Origin of the sequence: Polycladomyces zharkentensis, from assembly GCF_016938855.1 — a bacterium.
Lineage (GTDB): Bacteria > Bacillota > Bacilli > Thermoactinomycetales > JIR-001 > Polycladomyces > Polycladomyces zharkentensis.
Genome location: NZ_JAFHAP010000008.1, coordinates 337,033 through 352,493, shown reverse-complemented (window position 1 = coordinate 352,493; position 15,461 = coordinate 337,033). Strand labels below are relative to the sequence as shown.

Below are 15,461 nucleotides of genomic sequence, written 5' to 3'. Positions count from 1 at the left end.
TGACTGCAATCATGATCGCGTGATATACTTATTTTTCGATAATCGAAAAAAGAGTGAGGCGAACCGGATGCGCAAGGTGTTCAGCACGTGGGATACGTTGATGGAATCGTTGCAATGGTTGGTATTTCTATTGGCCAATGCGTTGGCCCTGCCGGTGATCATCGGTCAGATTTACCACTTATCCCCGGTGGAGGTGGCCGATCTGATGCAGCGTACGTTGTTTGTGGTGGGTCTGACATCGTTCTTGCAAGGCCGGTGGGGTCACCGTCTGCCTGTGGTGGATGGACCGGCAGGGCTGTGGTTGGGGATCTTTGTCATCCTCGGTCTCTCTTCTGTTCAGGCCGGTGCTTCGGCCTCCACTACGTTGCGAGCGTTGGAAGGAGCCATGCTGGTGACGGGAGCGGTCCTGTTTTGGCTGGGGATATCGGGATGGACGGGCCGGATATTGTCGCTGTTTTCTCCCTTGGTGATCGGTACGAATTTGTTGTTGCTGGCCATCCAATTGAGCGGGACGTTTTTAAAAGGGATGCTGGGCATTGGCGACCGGGTGCACCCTATGTCTGTCGGGATGGCGCTGACGGCTTTTGGTGTGTTCCTTACAGTGCTCGGATTGTCAATCTGGGGAAAGGGATTTGTTAAAAGTTACGCAGTATTGATCGGGATTGCAGTGGGTTGGCTGGTATTCATCCTGCTTGGGTGGCATGAACGGACGAGTGTGACTGCTCCCTTCCGATTCCCTGCACTTTTTGCATGGGGCTTGCCACGGTGGGATCTCGGATTGATGGTGACGGGAGTGATGATGGCGCTGGTGTTGCTGTCCAATGTGGTGGCCAGTGTGTCCGCTGTCCGACAGGTAGTGGGGTTCAAGGGGGAAGAAATCCCAACGTTGAATCGCAGCAGTTGGGTCGGCGGTCTGTCCAATGCGGTGTCCGCATTGTTTTCCACTGTGGGTATGGTCCCATTGTCCATCTCTGCCGGTTTTATTCAGATGACGGGCCAGAAACGGCTCATGCCGTTCCTGATCGCTTGCGCCGCTTTGGTGATCGTTTCGTTTTTCCCCATCCTGACATCGTTTCTGGCGATGTTGCCGGGGCCGGTGGCGTATGCAGCGATGCTGGCCTCGTTCACCCAAATGGTCGGCATCGGTCTTCGCTCCTTGTGGAGTCGGGAACCGGACCAGAGGCAGTTGACGATCATCGGTGTCTCCATTTCGTTGGGTACCGGTGTCATGTTTCTGCCCCCCGAAGTATTTGTTCACGTACCGTCAGTTCTCCAATATGTCGCGGGCAACGGTTTGATGGTGGGAACGCTGATCGCACTCATTCTGGAGCAGGTCTGGCGGGAACGTCCAAAAAGCTTGTAGTGAGTCGACGCTCGGGAAACAATGTCCCAAACGGTGCGGATAGTGTGTCGGACGAAGGGATGATCCAAGCTTGTTCATTTTCGTGTTGTCAAGACCTGAATTTTCATTGTAAACTTGACATGAGATACCACTTCAATGTTGAATCAGCGGAGGAATCCATTCCATGGGCATCCACTTCATTCGCATTCGGTAAATTTGGGTACGGAACATTTAGGCTCAGCCGTTTTTGCATCCAGAGGTTGGGTCTATTTGTGCTGTACCTTTCTCATTACCGAATACGAATGAGTGAGGTGCTTTTTTATGCCCAAAAGAACCCCCGGAAAAACAGGAGCTTTTTATCATAAAAAGACAGCGAAGACCCTCTCTGCCTGCTCTGTTTCCATTACGCCCCCCATGCTCGGAAAACGGATGGATCGGTCAACCATTTCACTACAACGTGAATATGGAGCGTCTCGCCGATTTACTGCGAATCCGATAACGATCTGCGAGGCTTTGGGAGATGGATGTATGAGTTCCGCAAACAAGCGTCTGGCCAGGGATTCGGGACGCGAGCGGAAGGCCCCGAAAGTGTGGTGGGCCACATGAGAAAAATCGATCGAGCCAAGCGTCTAATCCGTAAGCACAGTCGTCTATTCATGTGTCCCTTATGTGGTGCGCCTGTGAGTTTCAACGAGGCAAGCAGTTTGATTTGTTCAACCGGTCACTGCTTTGATTTATCCAAATATGGATATATTCACTTGCTTCCACGCCCGGTGAAACCGGCCAAATATGATAAAGCGATGTTTGAGTCCAGGCATGTTATTTGCAGAAGCGGATTTTTCAGTGAATTGGTCGAGCAAATCCGTGATATCGTGAGAAATGGAATCGGAAACACCCATAAACGGATCAACGTATTAGATGCCGGTTGTGGAGAAGGTTCCCATTTGGCGGATTTGGTAAAGGGTTTGGGTTTGACGGATGCTGAGGTATTGGGAGTCGGTATGGATATATCCAAATATGGGATTCGGATCGCTTCAAGGGAATATCCCGGCCTCATCTGGTGCGTTGCCGATTTGGCCCAAAGTCCTTTCATGGATCAGCAATTCGATGTCATCCTGAACATTTTTTCACCATCCAATTATTCGGAATTTGCGCGAATGCTTCATGATGACGGGGTATTGATCAAGATTGTTCCGGGCAGAGATTACCTCAAGGAACTGAGAAATATATTCTACGGACAAACCGACAAACAATCTTATTCAAATGAACGAGTGGTCACACATTTCCGCCAGCATTTCAGACTGGTGGATACTCGACAAATCCGATACAGCAGAAGACTAAATCCGACAGACCTGAAGCACTTGATTTACATGACTCCACTGTCTTGGGGAACAACGGAGAAAAACATTCAACGCGTTCTCCAAATGGGTATTTCTTCCGTCACGATCGATGTAACGATGGTTGTTGGTAAGAAGGGGTAAGTCCGAGATACGTGTAAAATATACGGTTTTAAATGGGTATTATTGAAAAAAGCCGATTCCTAGCGAAAGGAACGGCTTTTTCGTTGGCTCTCACCCATTATAAACATCCCCCACGGTTCCCGATCACTCTGACATAGACGATTCGCTTTGAGTGATCCACTTCGTAAACCGCTCGATATGTACCGATCCGGAGGCGATATAGGCCGGGGTGTCCTTTCATCGGTTTGATATCCCCCTCCGGTGGAACCTTCTGCAGTCCCTCCAGCGCCTGGATGATCCGTCTTTGTGTTGCACGGTCCTGCTTGGCGAGGAATTTGGCCGCTGGTCGCCTCAGCTCGACCTTATAGCTTGAGTTCACGTTTTAAATCCTCCAGAGAGACAGTCTTCTCGTCCTCGCTGTCGAACTGTTCTTGTTCCTCTTGGTTAAAGGGAACATCGTCCGGTTCCAACTGGTCAATGTGATAATAAGGATTCTTATGTCGGTCAATCAAGTAGCGGAGAAAGTCGTAGGCGCTTTTTTTGTCCTGTTCGGCCAGACGGTCCACGAGCCTGTAAAGGTCTTCCTTCTCGATACTCAATGGGGACTCCTCCGTTTCACTTTGAATGTCCGTTAAGTGTAATTAACGGATATGATCCCGCTAAAATCCGGCTCTTGATGTCCGATAATGTTTCAGATAAGCTTAGAATATCATGTCCGATAATGTAAGTCAAACTCCAAAAGGGGGAATCTGTTTGAGTCAATCTCCCATGATTTCCAATCAGGCTGAAGAGTGGATTCATCGTTTCATCAACGATCTGGCCAGACATGAAGACCTCAACCCCAAAACGCTTCGGGGCTACACCAGCGATTTGCGGCACTTGGCCGAATGGTTTGAGGCGACATGGAACAGCCACAGCGAAGAGGAAACGTTGTTTCACCCCGCGATGATCACGACGAAAACATTGATCCGCTACCGGGAGTATATGCAAATTGCCCGTTCATTAAAGCCGGCCACCATCAACCGACGGTTGATCACGATCAAGCGCTTTTTTGAATGGGCGGTCAAGCGGGGCGTGGTTCCTGCAAATCCTGCCCGACCGGTCAAACTGGTGGCGATGGAAAAAGTCAGCCCGCGCCAAATGACGGATCAAGAGGAGGCCTCTCTAGTCTCCGCAGTGCAGCGTCATGGTACGATCCGGGACCGAACGATCATTCTGCTTATGTTGCATACGGGACTACGCACGATGGAGGTATGTAATCTCAAACCCGGAGATATAACGATCGGGAAGCGGAGCGGGACACTTGTAGTCCGTTCAGGGAAACGGAACAAACAGCGGGAGGTACCGCTTAACGCCACAGCCCGCGAAGCGTTGACGGTGTACCTGAAGTCGTTGCCAAGTGAATCGGAATTCCTGTTTCCATCGGAGAAGACCGGGAAACGCTTGACAGAACGAGCCTTACGGCACCTGATTCAAAAGTACATGCGCTTGGCCGGTTTGGAGGGCCTTAGCGCCCATGATCTCCGACACCGGTTTGGGTACGTCATGGCGGAAAAGACACCGCTTCACCGATTGGCTCAAATCATGGGGCACGACAGCTTGGACACCACTATGATTTACGTTCAGGCGACACGTTCTGATCTTCAGGCAGAAGTGGAAAAGATCGCGTGGAAGTGATTACGGCATCTTAAGGGGGAAACGAACCATTGGCATCCATCGAACGTACAGCTTACCCCCGGCTCAAGCGCTCGTACACAGAGAAGGAGCTGGAACGTGTCTACACACCTTCCGGAGAAGAAATCCGCTTTGTATATGAATTGACACGTGGTCCCAAATCCCTGTTGAGTGCGATGATTCTGTTGAAGACTTCGCAACGCTTGGGCTATTTCCCCAAGTTGGAAGAGGTTCCTGCACCGATCGTGGACCATATCCGTGTCCGAATGAATCTGCCACCCGAAACTGTTCCGGGATACGATAAACCTCGGACACGGTATGAGCACCAGACGGCCATCCGTAAATTTCGAGGGATCAAGGCCCTTTGGGAATGAGGCGAAACGCGTCGTCCTGGATGCGGTACAAAAGGCAGCCCAAGTCATGGACCATCCGGCAGACCTAATTAACGTGGCGATTGCCGAACTTATCCGACAAGGCTTTGAACTTCCCGCTTTCAGCACACTGGACCGAATGTCTCGGCACATTCGGAAAGCCGTCAACGACAGCTTTTTTGAAATGGTGTTCCTGCGTCTTAACAGTCGGGAGATCCAGCGGTTGGAGGACTTGCTGGAACGGGGAGAGTCGTACTTCAGCGACTATAACCGGTTGGAAAACCTTCCCAAAAAGGCCAAACTGTCGGAGATTAGGGATCGGTTAGACCATCTGGCCTGGTTGACCACCTTTGGCGACGCGGAACCATACATAGAGGGTATTCCACCAGCCAAGGTAAACCATTTTGCAGACCAGGCGAAAGCTCTGGATGCCCAGGAGATGAAAGACTTTTCCCAGGAGAAAAGAATCACGCTTCTCCTGTGCCTGATTTATCGCGGGCAAACAAAGACACGCGACCATCTCGGAACACTGTTCATTAAACGGATGGCCAGCCTGCATAAAGCGGCCAAACAGGAATTGGAGCGGTTGAGGGAACAACACCGGGAGAAAACGGAATCTCTGGTTTCGGCCTTCACTGAAGTGCTGCAGGCCTTGCAGGATTATCCCGAAGACGCAGAAGCAGGACGCTTAGTCAAGGAGGTTCTGGCTACCCGCGGGAGGATCCCCGACCTTCTCGATGACTGTGAGGCCGTCACTTCTTGTCAAGGGAATAACTACCTTCCCTTGATTCTGAAGTTTTTCCGACAGAACCATCGTCCGATCCTGTTCCGTTTGACACACTCCGGCTCGATTCCACTTCTGAGGACCGGCGCCTGATCCGAGCCCTTGAATTTGTGAAGGAATACCGGAACTCCCGGGTTGATTGGTTGCCGGACGAGGTGGATCTGTCGTTCGCCTCTGAAGCATGGCAGCGGATCATTCGGATAAGGGGTCTCTCAATCATAAAATAAAAACCAGTTTGCAAAACAGACTCCTACAACCCGATTTTCAAACCACAAGTGGAACGAAACCCGGCGGGAAATCCGTTTGTCCGCCGGGTGATTTTGATTCAAATCGCTTTCACCAACATCACGGTCAATATCGCCCCGAAGACGACATACATGATATGCAGCCGCAAATATGCCAGGACCGCGGCAACGATCCCTCCGGTCAGACCGATCCACGGTTCTCCGTTGGTGACGGACATAATTCCGGGAAAGATCAATGCTCCCAATGCCGCATACGGGATGCTGTCCAGCCATTCCCGTGCCCAGTCGGGCCATGTGATACGATCCATGATCCATACGGGTAGCCATCGGGGGATCAGTGTCACCACCGACATGCCCAAAATGATGAGCAGTAGACGGTCGGTCATCCTTTCTTCCTCCTCCTCAACCAAACTCCGGCCATTCCTCCCAGTACGGTGGACAACACGATCGACCAACCGCTGCTGAGAAACATGCCCAACACCGTATTGAGCCCCATGCTGACCAAGGCGATCAATCCCCATTTTGCATTGTCCCTGACCGCCGGGATCAGCAATCCGATAAACATGGCGTACAGCGCCACCGACATGCTTTCACTGATACTCGGGGGAATGAACTGAGATAGCAGTCCCCCGATCAGGGTACCGACGACCCAAGTGGTATAGGAGGTGAGGACAAGTCCCGCGAGAAACCACTTGCCGATCGTTTCTTTTTGCAAGGAGGCGACAGCGAAGGTTTCGTCCGTGATGCCGCTGGAGACGGCCATTTTCCATGCGGCGGGCATCTTTTTCAGTTTGTTCATCAGGGATAATCCCATCACAAAATGGCGGAAATTCAATACGAACGTCGCCAGCACGATTTCCAACGTTCCCGCTCCCGCCGACAGCATATTGACGGCCATAAACTGGCTGGCTCCGGCATAAACCAAGGCCGACATACAAACGGACAAAAGGGGCGGGATTCCGGCCTGCTGAGCGATCATGCCAAACGCCACAGCGATGGGAAGGTATCCCACCATGATGGGAACGGCCGACAATACCCCTGCGGTGAATTCCGATCTTGCTGTGATGGTTTGGGCGTGTGTTTTCTCTGCTATGGGTATCACCCCTTTTATCGATCCTATCGGTATACTTTATTTATCTTTTGGTTCATTATAATATACAAATCGAAAGAAAACGACACTTGGAGGGAAAAACAGCAGGATGGAAAATCCGTGGGAAGAGAAGCACATCGGAAAACGGGTGGGCGCCAATCTGCGAAAAATCCGTGTCCACCGCGGTTTGAGCATGGAAGCATTGGCCAGGCAAATCGGGATCAGCAAAGTAACGCTGCTCAAAATTGAAAACGGGGAAGCCAATCCGACCCTCTCCGTGATTTGGAAAATCGCCAACGGTTTGTCTGTTCCCGTCACTGCCTTGTTATCGGTGGAGACGGATGTGGCCGTCTCCAGAAAAAGAGAGGGGTTCGTTTTGTCCGATCCCGACGAAGTGTTTGTGGTGGAACCCGTTTTCCGTTCGCATCAACCGCATGTGTTTGAGTTGTACCGGGGGTACTTGCAGCCGCATGGTTCCTATCATTCGGAGGCGCATCCGCCCGGTGTGGTGGAATTTGTCACGGTCATGTCCGGCCGGTTGGACGTGGTGATCGAGGGGGAACGGTATCAACTGTACGAACATGATGTCATCCGCTTCAACGGGGATGTACCGCATCAATACATCAATCCGTCATCCGCTCCAACCGTATTGCATTTCGTCATTTCTTACGACCAGCCTGTCACAGGAAAATCCGTATGGTTTGATAAGGTTCGATATGATTGAATTCGTATACTATCACGCCCGTCGGAAGAAGAAACCGATTTAAAGGAGTGGCAAGCCTTTGCCCGATAGTGGACGTGTGCAGCGAATATAAGATCACGCAGATTATGATGGGTCTTTCCGCCAGTACGCGCTGGGACTAGATCGTGAAAGGATCAATCATGAATGTGATGATGAGGGAGTTGGAATATGTGGATGTTCACATCATATCTCCCAAGGTGTAACATTTGTTGGAAGAAATGATCTGATATATATGGATAAAAATTCTCCTTCAGTAAAGGGGGATCGGGATGGGAAAGCTTTTTCCGGCTTTACTCCCGGAACATGAGGCCTTCATCAAGAAACAACGCCTATTTTTTGTGGGTTCGGCTCCGTTAAGTAAAGAGGGGCACATCAATCTTTCTGCAAAAGGATATGATGTGCTGCGCATATTTTCGCCAACAGAAGTGGTCTATCTGGACCTGACAGGCAGCGGAAACGAAACAAGTGCACACTTGAAGGAGAATGGAAGAATTACGTTGATGTTTGTTGCGTTGGAAGGCCCGCCCATGATCCTCCGGTTATATGGCCGAGGGCGCGTAATATTGCCTGATTCATCGGAATGGAATCAATTGATCCATCATTTTGATCTTCTTCCGGGTGCACGACAAATCATCCATGTAAACATACGTGAAGTGAAAACGTCATGCGGCTACAGCGTACCTTACTTCTCCAACATCAAGCCCGATTCGATGGTGGAAGATGATCCGGTTTCGGCCGGTCGCTTTGTGGTCTTCATTTTTAGCCGGCATAAAAATCATCGGCTCATTTTGATTACGGTAATCCTTGCCCACCCCGTTATCCTGGTCACTGGGGATGTGTTCTGTCACACGGAGAGATCCGGGATACTTGGGGCAGGAATTTATTCCCTTTTTTATCTTATAAAAAATAAACTGGTTTGCTGCACAAACAAAGATCACCGACAATTTCAACTCCCTCAAAGGAAATGAAACCGATCCCGCCACATGAAAAAATGCATTCATATCTCGTCCATCTTCCCGAATAGACTGTATGGACAAGGAATTTTCTTTATATCGGGAGAGGTTCACATGTGGAAGAGATGGACCGGCTTCTTGGTCATATTGTGGAGCAGTTTCGCCATCTTGCATCCCTATGAATCAGAACCGGCATTCGCCATGGAACAAACGCAACCGGTGCAGTGGGCGAGGCAGGCTGAGCGGGTGTATCAGTTGGTGGAGAGGGGGGATTTATTGGCCGCACGCGATGCGTTGACGGTGCTTTCGCGCAGTTTTTCCCGTGCAAACCTGTCTCCTCTCAGATTGACGGTGGAGCAGATTCGCACGTTATCGCAAACATTGGTGGAAATGGAACAGGAGCTGAATCGCGTCCGTCCCAACCCGACCGCATTGATGGCGGCGGCGCTTCGGATGCGGATGGCATTTGATGCGCTGACGCATCCCAACCAACCGCTGTGGCGACAGTATTACTCAGTGTTGCAAAGGGATTTGGCTGCCATCGACCGCGCGATCAACGCCGGAAATCAAGTCCGTGCCCGCATGGCGGTGGATGCGCTGATTGATCATTACCGATTGATACGCCCCGCCATTGTGATCTCGCGGACTCCGACGACGGTGGCCAAGGTGGATTCGGTGCTGTCCTTTTTGCGCAACCAATCGCGGCCGACGTGGAATCCTGCGTTGTTGCGCAGTGGGGTGAGCCGTTTGCGCGGGATGCTGAATCCGCTGTTTTACGGACCGGAGGAACAAGTGACGGCCATGTACGGTAAATGGGACATGCCGGTCGTCTCATTCATGCTGATGACAGGCGGTGTGATCGTGTTCGTGCTGACTTATGTCAGTTGGAAAAAGTATCGGGCTGTGCGTTTTCCGTAGTGTTGTACGATTGTGTTTTTTATTCCGCTCCCGAAACATCCCAATCCCAACAACCACAAACCGACACCGGAGATGGAGCAATCCATCTTTCCAGCAGTTCCAAACAAAGGTTCTCAAACGGAAAATCACATTTCGCCAAGTAACACTCCGGATACTCAAAAATGACCATCATGCCTTAAACAAAAAGGAACAAAAAAAGAAGGCGAGTCTTTTTCATTTTTCTCCCCAATCAATCATGTCATGTTCACCCATCTCTATATTCGGAAAACGGACCGGACTTTCTGCCTCAACAAAAAAACCCCGTCATGATTACTGGGTTGAGCGTGTTGCCAAAGGCAGTCCGGTTCCAAATGACAGCTTTGTCAAAAACCTGCCCCCGTCCACCCAGACGGGGATTATTGCGTTTTGGCTTTTTCCAGGCTGTCGTAGGTAAACCCTTCTCCCAATACGTCCCGAACATCGTGAACGACCACGAACGCATACGGATCGACGGAGTGGACGAGTTGTTTGAGCCGGGGCAGTTCGTTCCGGTTGACGACCACGTAGAGCACTTCTTTGTCCACACCGGTGTAGCCGCCTCTCCCTTTTAACAAAGTGGCGCCCCGATCCATTTCCTTGGTGATTTTGTTGGAGATGTCGACAGCGGAGTTGGAGATGATAGTCGCCGCTTTGGCCGCATTCAACCCTTCTACGACAAAGTCGACGACACGCGCGCCGACAAAGACGGCCACCATGGTGTACATTGCTTTTTCCCGGCCGATATACACATAGGACAGCGTCAACACGCCCAAGTCAAACAGGAAGAACGTACGTCCGATACTCCAGTCGAAATACTTGTTGAGCAGACGGGCGATGATGTCAACGCCGCCAGTGGTTCCACCAACGCGGAAAATCAGCCCCAATCCGACCCCCACCAGCACACCGGTGTACAGGGCGGCCAACAGCAGGTCATCGAGCGGACTGCCCCATCCTTTGGTCAGTTCCAAAAACAAGGACGCCGCATTGGTACCGATCAAGGTGTAGATGAGCGTCTGTTTTCCGAACACTTTGTACCCGATAAAATACAGCGGGATATTGAGAATGAAAATCATGAGTGCCGGAGAGATCCCCAATTGATAGTGTGCCAGCAGCGCCAAACCGGTAAAGCCGCCCTCGGCCAGCCGGTTGTTGACGGCGAAGTAATTGACACCGACCGAATAGATAAATGCACCCAACAGGATGAGCGCAATGTTTTTCACGTGCTTTTTCATATGATCCCGCCTTTGCTTCTTTTCCGTATTTAAAATGCCCAGTTTACCACTTGCTATATTATACAAGGGGGGTTATTGCGGCATCAATGAGGATCTGTAAAGGATGGATGAGGGATTTGTCTTCCGATCCCGAAATGGGGTAACATGTAGGAGATTGAGGAGGGTTCACAAAATGGATCGTAAAACCATGTATGACATGCAACAAGAAGTGGATCTATATATCCGTCAGTTCAAGGAAGGATATTTTCAACCGTTGTCCATGTTGGCCCGCATGACCGAGGAAGTGGGCGAACTGGCGCGGGAAGTGAATCACCGCTACGGTGAAAAGCCCAAAAAAGAGAGTGAAGCGGAGAACAGCATTGATATGGAATTGGGTGATCTCCTGTTCATCATCATCTGTTTTGCCAATTCACTCGGAATTGATTTGGAAGAGGCGTTTGACCGCGTCATGCACAAATACAATACGCGGGACGCCAATCGCTGGACCCGCATCGAATCGAATACAGAAGCGACCGAAGCGTGAGTACATTCAGGGGAGGGAGCAACCGATGAGCGAGATTCGTGTAGCGGTGGCCGGGGCGAGCGGCCGGATGGGACAAGAAGTGGTGAAATTGTTGCATCGGGAAGAGGGAATGACGCTGGTCAGCGGCATTTCCCGTTCCGCAGTGGGACAAGATGTTGGAGAAGTGGCGGGCATCGGCAAACTGGGTGTGACATTTACAGGATCGGTGGAAGAAGCGATCGCCAAAGACCGGCCCGACGTGCTGGTGGATTTCACCACGCCACATGCAGTGCGGCGGCATGCGGAGATCGCGCTGGAAGCGGGCGTGCGTCCGGTAATCGGCACCAGCGGCCTGTCAAGGGAGGATTTGCGTGAATTGGATGCACTTTGTCAGGACAAGGGCATCGGGGCGATCGTGGCACCCAACTTCGCCATCGGCGCGGTGCTGATGATGGTGTTTGCGGCCAAGGCGAGCAAGTATCTGCCGCATGTGGAGATCATCGAATTGCATCATGACAAAAAGCTGGACGCACCTTCAGGCACAGCTGTCAAGACGGCGGAGTTGATCGCGGACGTACGGAGTGAGTTTCGCCAAGGACATCCCGAGGAAAAAGAGACGATGGAAGGGGCGCGCGGTGCATACTACAACGGTTTTCGCATCCACAGCGTCCGCCTTCCCGGTATCGTGGCACATCAGGAGGTCCTGTTCGGCGGACCGGGGCAGTTGTTGACGATCCGTCATGATTCGATGAACAGGGAGTCGTTTATGCCGGGTGTAAAGCTGGCGATCGAGAAAGTGATGGAATTGGATCATCTGGTTTACGGCCTGGAAAACATCTTGGATTTGTAAAGGAAGTGACAAGGTGGATGCACACTTGTCCCGCTATCCGCTGATGTGGGGAGAGACGCCGCTACACCGCCTGCACGGCTTGGAGCGGGTCACAGGGCTGGAGGAATGCTGGATCAAACGGGATGATCTGACCGGGATTGCGTTCGGCGGAAACAAGGTGCGCAAACTGGAATATCTGTTGGGCGATGCGTTGGCAAAAGGATGCGACACGGTGATCACCGGCGGCAGCCCGCAGTCCAACCACGCGCGGCTGACGGCGGCATGTGCGCGGCGTGCCGGAATGGAACCATGGCTTTGTTTTGCCGGGAAGCATATGGGTACGCAACAGGGGAACCTGTTGTTGGACCATATTTTGGGTGCGGAAATGAAAACGACCGGTGTGTACGGGTCCGAACCACTGCTCGAAGAAATGGAGAAATGGGCCGATGAAGCGCGGCAAAAAGGGAAAAAACCATATGTGATTCCGGTCGGTGGTTCCACACCCATCGGGGATTACGGTTATAAGCGGGCGTGGGATGTATTGCTGGATCAGCTGGCAGAAGCGGGAACCCAGCCGGAGTCGATCGTACTGGCTGTCGGCAGTGGCGGTACGTTGGCCGGTTTGTTGGCGGGGAAAGTGCTTCGTCCCGCCCCGATCAGGCTGATCGGGATCAGCGTATGGCTGAAAGCGGACGAGCTGACACGGGTGGTTGTTCGCATGGCGAACGATCTTTTGGCATTTTTGGGTTCGGATCGACGTGTTTCACCCGCTGACGTGCACATAGAAGACGGCTACATAGGGAAAAAATACGGGGTTCCGTCGGATGCGGGCAATGAAGCCATCCGTCTTTTGTCCAGGGCGGAAGGGTTGTTCGCCGATCCCATCTATACCGGCAAGGCGTTGGCGGGTTTGTTGGATCTGTTCCATCGCGGCAGAATCGGTTCCCGTGTCCTGTTTTGGCACACCGGAGGAACGCCGGCATTGTTTACGCATGCCCATTCTTTCACACGGGAGGGATGAGCCGATGCACATTGCTTTGATCGCGCACGACCGGAAAAAAGAGCAAATGGTGAATTTTGCGATCGCCTATCGGGATATATTGAAGCAACACCATCTTTACGCTACAGGAACGACGGGTCAGAAGATCATGGAGGCGACAGGTCTGCACGTCCACCGGTTCCTGTCGGGACCGCTCGGCGGCGACCAACAAATCGGGGCACTGGTAGCGGAAAACAAAATGGATTGCATCATTTTTCTCCGCGATCCGTTGACGGCCCAACCGCACGAGCCGGATATCCTGGCACTGCTCCGGTTGGCCGACGTGCACGGCATTCCCGTGGCTACCAATCTCGCGGCGGCGGAAGTGATGATCCGCTCGATCCAACAAGGAGATTTTGCATGGCGGGAAATCGTGAATCAGGCCAATGCCAGAGAGGGGGGAAACGCATGACAGTCGGCCAACGTGTTGACATTCTGGCATTTGGCGCCCATCCGGATGATGTGGAGATCGGAGCTGGCGGCATTTTGGCCAAACACCAGACCCAGGGATTTTCGGTGGCGATCTGCGATCTGACGGCAGCAGAACTCTCCTCCAACGGTACGGTGGAACTGCGCCGACAGGAGGCGGAAAAAGCGGCTGCTGTCCTTGGCCTTACCGAACGGGTCAATCTGGGATTTCCAGACCGGGGGCTGAAGGGGACGGATGAACAGATTCGACGCATGATTGAGGTCATCCGACGATTGCGCCCGCGCATCGTGTTGGCTCCGTACAGCGAGGACCGTCATCCCGACCATGTGGCCTGCAGCCGGATGGTGAAGGAAGCAGTGTTTGACGCCGGAATCCGCAACCGAAAAGTGGACGGGGACTGGCCCGCCCATCGGGTGGAACAAGTGTTCCATTACTTTATCAACGATGTGGGTCCGGCTGACGTCATTGTCGATATCACGGATGTCTACGAACGAAAGATGGAGGCGATCCTGGCTTATGCCAGTCAGTTTGACCGCTCCCGGGGCGAAGTGGACACACCGCTCAATCATCCCAGCTATCTGGCGATGATCCGGGGGCGGGATCAACTTTGGGGCCATCAAATACGCGCATTGTACGGGGAAGGATTGGCAAAGACCCGTCCGTTGGCGATGGATCGGCTCCTGTGACGAGGAGGCATCAGCAGGATGCGAATCGGCATTTCATGTTACCCCACACACGGGGGATCGGGTGTGGTGGCCACGGAACTGGGCAAGATGATGGCGGAGCGTGGTCACCAGGTTCATTTCATCACGTACAGCATGCCATTTCGTCTCGGACGATTTCATCATCATATCCATTATCACGAAGTGGAAGCGAACCGTTATGCAGTATTCAAATATCCTCCCTATGATCTGGCATTGGCCAACCGGATGGCCCAAGTGGCCAAGATCCATCGATTGGACATTCTGCATGTCCACTACGCCGTTCCGCACGCCATCTGCGCGTATCTGGCCAAACAAATGACCGGCGGGGCGTTTCGGGTGGTGACGACCCTGCACGGAACGGACATTACCGTATTGGGGGAAGATCCGTCACTTCGGGACATCATCTGTTTTGGCATACATGAGAGTGATGCGGTGACGGCGGTGTCGGACGATCTGGTGAAGCAGACGCGTGAGTCGTTTTGCGTGGATTCGTCCATTCAACGCATCTACAACTTCGTCGATCCGCGTGTCTACTATCCGCGCGACGTCTCGCACATCCGGCCCCAATACGCGAGACCGGATGAAAAGCTGCTGCTTCATATCTCCAATTTCCGTGCCGTCAAACGGGTGGATGACGTGGTCCGTGTGTTTGAAAAAGTGCAGCGCCAAATCCCCGCGAGACTGTTGCTGGTGGGTGACGGGCCGGAATGGCCACGGGTGACCGAGCTTGTGCATGAGCTGAATTTGGATCAAAAAGTGGTCTTTCTCGGGAAACAGGACGAAGTGGCGCAGCTTATTTCCCTCGCTGATTTGCTGTTGTTGCCTTCCGCGAAGGAAAGCTTCGGACTCGTTGCACTGGAAGCGATGGCCTGCGGCGTCCCGGCCGTCACATCCAACGCGGGCGGTTTGCCGGAGGTAGTGAAGCACGGGGAGACCGGGTACCTGGCGGACATCGGGGATGTGGATCGAATGGCGGCATATGCGCTGGAGATTTTGACGGACCCGGTCAAACACCGGCGTTTTTCTGAAAACGGGTTGAAACGGGCGCGGGAACAGTTCAGTGCGGAGAAAATCGCGGACGAATACGAAGCGTTGTATCGGCGGGTATTGAATGAGCCACGAAAGTAG

Annotated in this window: 18 protein-coding genes and 1 pseudogene; 14 read left to right on the top strand and 5 right to left on the bottom strand. The window is 52.4% G+C overall.

Annotated features, from left to right (window positions below; genetic code table 11):
* Nucleotides 1–67 precede the first annotated feature (67 nt).
* Complete coding sequence (locus tag JQC72_RS08915; protein ID WP_205494895.1) at nt 68–1,363, top strand: purine/pyrimidine permease; 1,296 nt, start codon at nt 68–70, stop codon at nt 1,361–1,363.
* Between the two features lie 503 nt (nt 1,364–1,866).
* Complete coding sequence (locus JQC72_RS08910) at nt 1,867–2,823, top strand: putative RNA methyltransferase (RefSeq protein ID WP_335342421.1); 957 nt, start codon at nt 1,867–1,869, stop codon at nt 2,821–2,823.
* 97 nt (nt 2,824–2,920) lie between these two features.
* On the opposite strand, the gene JQC72_RS08905 is transcribed toward JQC72_RS08910, so the two are convergent.
* Both JQC72_RS08905 and JQC72_RS08900 read right to left on the bottom strand, forming a co-directional pair.
* On the bottom strand, nt 2,921–3,181 hold the full coding sequence (locus JQC72_RS08905; RefSeq protein WP_205494893.1) for a type II toxin-antitoxin system RelE family toxin: 261 nt from the start codon (nt 3,179–3,181) through the stop codon (nt 2,921–2,923).
* Nucleotides 3,165–3,401 (bottom strand): hypothetical protein, encoded by a 237-nt coding sequence (locus JQC72_RS08900; protein WP_205494892.1) that lies wholly within the window; start codon nt 3,399–3,401, stop codon nt 3,165–3,167. The genes JQC72_RS08905 and JQC72_RS08900 overlap by 17 nt, the downstream gene beginning before the upstream one ends.
* Before the next feature lie 154 nt (nt 3,402–3,555).
* On the opposite strand from JQC72_RS08900, the gene JQC72_RS08895 reads away from it, so the two are divergent.
* From JQC72_RS08895 to JQC72_RS08885, 3 genes are read left to right on the top strand one after another with little or no spacing between them, the layout of a single operon-like run.
* Nucleotides 3,556–4,479: a tyrosine-type recombinase/integrase gene (locus JQC72_RS08895; RefSeq protein WP_205494891.1), complete on the top strand. Its 924-nt coding sequence runs from the start codon at nt 3,556–3,558 to the stop codon at nt 4,477–4,479.
* 29 nt (nt 4,480–4,508) lie between these two features.
* Nucleotides 4,509–4,850, top strand: coding sequence for a DUF4158 domain-containing protein (locus JQC72_RS08890; RefSeq protein WP_205494888.1), 342 nt, complete (start codon nt 4,509–4,511; stop codon nt 4,848–4,850).
* Complete coding sequence (locus tag JQC72_RS08885; RefSeq protein ID WP_205494886.1) at nt 4,795–5,724, top strand: DUF4158 domain-containing protein; 930 nt, start codon at nt 4,795–4,797, stop codon at nt 5,722–5,724. The genes JQC72_RS08890 and JQC72_RS08885 overlap by 56 nt, the downstream gene beginning before the upstream one ends.
* A gap of 232 nt (nt 5,725–5,956) precedes the next feature.
* Here the strand turns inward: JQC72_RS08885 and JQC72_RS08880 are convergent, their stop codons facing one another.
* Together JQC72_RS08880 and JQC72_RS08875 are read right to left on the bottom strand one after the other, a co-directional pair.
* Entirely contained in the window at nt 5,957–6,262 is a 306-nt protein-coding gene (locus JQC72_RS08880; protein WP_205494884.1) for an AzlD domain-containing protein, read from the bottom strand.
* Nucleotides 6,259–6,978 carry an AzlC family ABC transporter permease gene (locus JQC72_RS08875; protein ID WP_335342420.1) on the bottom strand — a complete coding sequence of 240 codons (720 nt, stop codon included), beginning with the start codon at nt 6,976–6,978 and terminating at the stop codon, nt 6,259–6,261. Before JQC72_RS08875 ends, JQC72_RS08880 begins: the two co-directional genes overlap by 4 nt.
* A gap of 97 nt (nt 6,979–7,075) precedes the next feature.
* On the opposite strand from JQC72_RS08875, the gene JQC72_RS08870 reads away from it, so the two are divergent.
* The 3 genes and pseudogenes from JQC72_RS08870 to JQC72_RS08860 all read left to right on the top strand — a co-directional run bounded on the left by JQC72_RS08870 (nt 7,076) and on the right by JQC72_RS08860 (nt 9,579).
* The gene (locus tag JQC72_RS08870; protein WP_205494882.1) at nt 7,076–7,690 is read left to right on the top strand and encodes a helix-turn-helix domain-containing protein; all 615 of its coding nucleotides are present in this window, start codon (nt 7,076–7,078) and stop codon (nt 7,688–7,690) included.
* 287 nt (nt 7,691–7,977) lie between these two features.
* Nucleotides 7,978–8,400: pseudogene (locus JQC72_RS16510) on the top strand (pyridoxamine 5'-phosphate oxidase family protein); the annotation flags it as partial.
* A 375-nt stretch (nt 8,401–8,775) separates the two neighbouring features.
* Nucleotides 8,776–9,579, top strand: a complete 804-nt coding sequence (locus JQC72_RS08860; RefSeq protein ID WP_205494878.1) for a sporulation protein YpjB — start codon at nt 8,776–8,778, stop codon at nt 9,577–9,579.
* A 395-nt stretch (nt 9,580–9,974) separates the two neighbouring features.
* Here the strand turns inward: JQC72_RS08860 and JQC72_RS08855 are convergent, their stop codons facing one another.
* Nucleotides 9,975–10,829, bottom strand: a complete 855-nt coding sequence (locus tag JQC72_RS08855; protein ID WP_205494876.1) for a YitT family protein — start codon at nt 10,827–10,829, stop codon at nt 9,975–9,977.
* Between the two features lie 172 nt (nt 10,830–11,001).
* On the opposite strand from JQC72_RS08855, the gene JQC72_RS08850 reads away from it, so the two are divergent.
* The 6 genes from JQC72_RS08850 to bshA are packed head-to-tail and all read left to right on the top strand — an operon-like array spanning nt 11,002 to nt 15,461.
* On the top strand, nt 11,002–11,352 hold the full coding sequence (locus JQC72_RS08850) for a nucleotide pyrophosphohydrolase (protein WP_205494874.1): 351 nt from the start codon (nt 11,002–11,004) through the stop codon (nt 11,350–11,352).
* Nucleotides 11,353–11,377: 25 nt separating this feature from the next.
* Nucleotides 11,378–12,181 (top strand): 4-hydroxy-tetrahydrodipicolinate reductase, encoded by an 804-nt coding sequence (gene dapB / locus JQC72_RS08845; RefSeq protein ID WP_205494872.1) that lies wholly within the window; start codon nt 11,378–11,380, stop codon nt 12,179–12,181.
* Between the two features lie 13 nt (nt 12,182–12,194).
* Nucleotides 12,195–13,181, top strand: coding sequence for a 1-aminocyclopropane-1-carboxylate deaminase/D-cysteine desulfhydrase (locus JQC72_RS08840; protein WP_205494870.1), 987 nt, complete (start codon nt 12,195–12,197; stop codon nt 13,179–13,181).
* 4 nt (nt 13,182–13,185) lie between these two features.
* Nucleotides 13,186–13,611: a methylglyoxal synthase gene (gene mgsA, locus JQC72_RS08835; RefSeq protein ID WP_205494867.1), complete on the top strand. Its 426-nt coding sequence runs from the start codon at nt 13,186–13,188 to the stop codon at nt 13,609–13,611.
* Nucleotides 13,608–14,315: a bacillithiol biosynthesis deacetylase BshB1 gene (gene bshB1 / locus JQC72_RS08830; RefSeq protein WP_302104637.1), complete on the top strand. Its 708-nt coding sequence runs from the start codon at nt 13,608–13,610 to the stop codon at nt 14,313–14,315. The genes mgsA and bshB1 overlap by 4 nt, the downstream gene beginning before the upstream one ends.
* An 18-nt stretch (nt 14,316–14,333) precedes the next feature.
* Nucleotides 14,334–15,461 carry an N-acetyl-alpha-D-glucosaminyl L-malate synthase BshA gene (gene bshA, locus JQC72_RS08825; protein ID WP_205494863.1) on the top strand — a complete coding sequence of 376 codons (1,128 nt, stop codon included), beginning with the start codon at nt 14,334–14,336 and terminating at the stop codon, nt 15,459–15,461.

What these genes read in the sequence shown, in the direction of transcription:
- JQC72_RS08850 (WP_205494874.1), top strand. Translation starts at nt 11,002, where the DNA reads ATGGATCGTAAAACCATGTATGACATGCAACAAGAAGTGGATCTATAT.
- mgsA (WP_205494867.1), top strand. Translation starts at nt 13,186, where the DNA reads ATGCACATTGCTTTGATCGCGCACGACCGGAAAAAAGAGCAAATGGTG.
- bshB1 (WP_302104637.1), top strand. Translation starts at nt 13,608, where the DNA reads ATGACAGTCGGCCAACGTGTTGACATTCTGGCATTTGGCGCCCATCCG.
- bshA (WP_205494863.1), top strand. Translation starts at nt 14,334, where the DNA reads ATGCGAATCGGCATTTCATGTTACCCCACACACGGGGGATCGGGTGTG.
- JQC72_RS08860 (WP_205494878.1), top strand. Translation starts at nt 8,776, where the DNA reads ATGTGGAAGAGATGGACCGGCTTCTTGGTCATATTGTGGAGCAGTTTC.
- JQC72_RS08880 (WP_205494884.1), bottom strand. Translation starts at nt 6,262, where the DNA reads ATGACCGACCGTCTACTGCTCATCATTTTGGGCATGTCGGTGGTGACA.
- JQC72_RS08910 (WP_335342421.1), top strand. Translation starts at nt 1,867, where the DNA reads ATGTATGAGTTCCGCAAACAAGCGTCTGGCCAGGGATTCGGGACGCGA.
- JQC72_RS08855 (WP_205494876.1), bottom strand. Translation starts at nt 10,829, where the DNA reads ATGAAAAAGCACGTGAAAAACATTGCGCTCATCCTGTTGGGTGCATTT.
- JQC72_RS08915 (WP_205494895.1), top strand. Translation starts at nt 68, where the DNA reads ATGCGCAAGGTGTTCAGCACGTGGGATACGTTGATGGAATCGTTGCAA.
- JQC72_RS08870 (WP_205494882.1), top strand. Translation starts at nt 7,076, where the DNA reads ATGGAAAATCCGTGGGAAGAGAAGCACATCGGAAAACGGGTGGGCGCC.
- JQC72_RS08885 (WP_205494886.1), top strand. Translation starts at nt 4,795, where the DNA reads ATGAGCACCAGACGGCCATCCGTAAATTTCGAGGGATCAAGGCCCTTT.
- dapB (WP_205494872.1), top strand. Translation starts at nt 11,378, where the DNA reads ATGAGCGAGATTCGTGTAGCGGTGGCCGGGGCGAGCGGCCGGATGGGA.